The organism is Moorena sp. SIO4E2 (genome assembly GCF_010671945.1).
Classification (GTDB): domain Bacteria; phylum Cyanobacteriota; class Cyanobacteriia; order Cyanobacteriales; family Coleofasciculaceae; genus Moorena; species Moorena producens.
Genome location: NZ_JAAHIE010001010.1, coordinates 1 through 1,947 on the forward strand (window position 1 = coordinate 1; position 1,947 = coordinate 1,947).

2 protein-coding genes are annotated in these 1,947 nt (G+C 43.3%); both read left to right on the forward strand.

What is annotated here, in order from left to right; genetic code table 11:
- Positions 1 to 263 precede the first annotated feature (263 nt).
- Positions 264 to 1,748, forward strand: a complete 1,485-nt coding sequence (locus F6K37_RS40010; RefSeq protein ID WP_502707934.1) for an alanine/glycine:cation symporter family protein — start codon at positions 264 to 266, stop codon at positions 1,746 to 1,748.
- A gap of 47 nt (positions 1,749 to 1,795) precedes the next feature.
- Positions 1,796 to 1,947, forward strand: a 152-nt coding sequence (locus F6K37_RS45145) for a universal stress protein (RefSeq protein WP_353737298.1), incomplete at its 3' end; no start/stop codon positions are given.

The window sequence follows — 1,947 nt, forward strand, 5'->3', positions numbered from 1 at the left end:
TATAGTTGCCGTACAGGTAGCTGGTTAGTGTTTGTTCCGATGGATAGGATTTCTTGGTTGTGCCAGCTTTTGGTATGCCTTCACCTGATCCGAGCAGGAATCGACACGTAATCTATGATTATCTTTGATTAGTTACTCTTTGTCAAGACCATAACCGTGAATCCTGACAGCAAATCTACCAGTAGGGTGATCTTACTGGTAGATTTGATGCCCAGTTTTTCATAAGTCCTGATAAATTTGTAAAGAAGTATTGCTAAAAGACGTTGACACTAGATCATATTTTTTTCAATTTACCCACTCTAGCTCTAGCAGCAAACAACTCGGTTCTAACTAACCTCACGGCTATTGTTAACCAAATCTTAAATGGCATATCCAATGTACTCTTCTTTAGCATCGGTGGTATGCCACTGATTGTCTTGTGGCTAGTGTGTGGTACTGTATTCTTCACCTTCCGGATGAACTTCATCAACATCTGGGGATTTCGACACGCTATTGACATAGCCTTAGGCAAATACGAGCAACCCAACCAAAACGGTGAAATCTCTTCCTTTCAAGCTCTATCAACTGCCCTATCCGCTGGTGTTGGACTCGGTAGCATTGGCGGTGTTGCCTTTGCCATCAGTATCGGAGGACCAGGAGCTGCTTTCTGGATGACCCTTGCTGGCTTATTCGCCATGAGTAGTAAATTTGTAGAATGTACCCTGGCTCAAAAATATCGAGTGGTCAGACCAGACGGAACTATAGCTGGTGGTCCAATGTATTACCTCTCGGCTGGTTTAGCCGAAATGGGATATCAAAAACTGGGCAAAATTGTGAGCCTGCTATTCTGCATCTTTGCCATTGTTGGGTCATTTGGTGGTTCGAGCATGTTTCAAGCTAACCAATCCTTTGAAGTAATGGCCAGCGTAGTCCCCTGGCTGATCAATCGAGGCTGGGTTTATGGCTTAATTCTGGTTGGTCTAGTGACATTGGTGATTATTGGTGGCATTCAACGTATTGGCTTAGTGGCTGGTACCATCGTACCCGTCATGTGTGGGATCTACATTTTGGCATCCCTCTGGATTCTGATGCTCAATTTCTCCACCATCCCATCTGCCATCGAAACTATTGTGACAGAAGCCTTTTCTCCCCAAGCCGTTGAGGGAGGTTTGATTGGGGCGTTAGTACAGGGATTAAGGCGTTCAACCTTTACTAATGAGGCAGGTATTGGTTCATCTGCCATTGCCCACGCCGCTGCCAGGACTGAGGAACCAGTGCGGGAAGGGATTGTAGCCCTACTCGAACCCTTTATTGTTACTGTGGTCATCTGCAATATGACTTCCTTAGTATTAGTCATCACTGGAGTATACAAAAATCCTGAGTTTGCTAACTTCGGTGGTGCCGAAATGACCGCCGCTGCTTTTGGGAGTGTAATTAGTTGGTTTCCCATCCTCCTTGCCATCTCTGTGTTCTTTTTTGCTTTCTCTACCATGATTTCATGGAGTTACTACGGTGAAATCTGTTGGGATTATTTGTTTGGTTCGAGAACGTTAATTGTCTACAAAGTATTATTTTTGATCACCATCTTTATTGGAGCTGTGGCTAACCCAGAACCAGTCATTAATTTCAGTGATAGTATGCTTTTTTCTATGGGTTTACCTAATCTTTTCGGTATCTATTTTCTCTGTGGCAAAGTAGCCACTGAACTCAAAGACTATATGGAACGCTTGAATTCTGGAAAAATAGTTCCGGTAACTCAATCTTCCTAGAGCATCAGTATTTATAGTATTTTAAAACAAGCCATAGGGCTGAATCTATGAGCTTATTTGCCACCGACCGTGTACTTGTCCCAATTGATTTTTCTGAAACCTCCTTTGAGGCTTTAGAAAAAACAATAGACTTTGTCAAGGATGCATCTCATATATACGTTATCCATGTCCTACCTCCTCTCAACCCTGGTGAACCGGG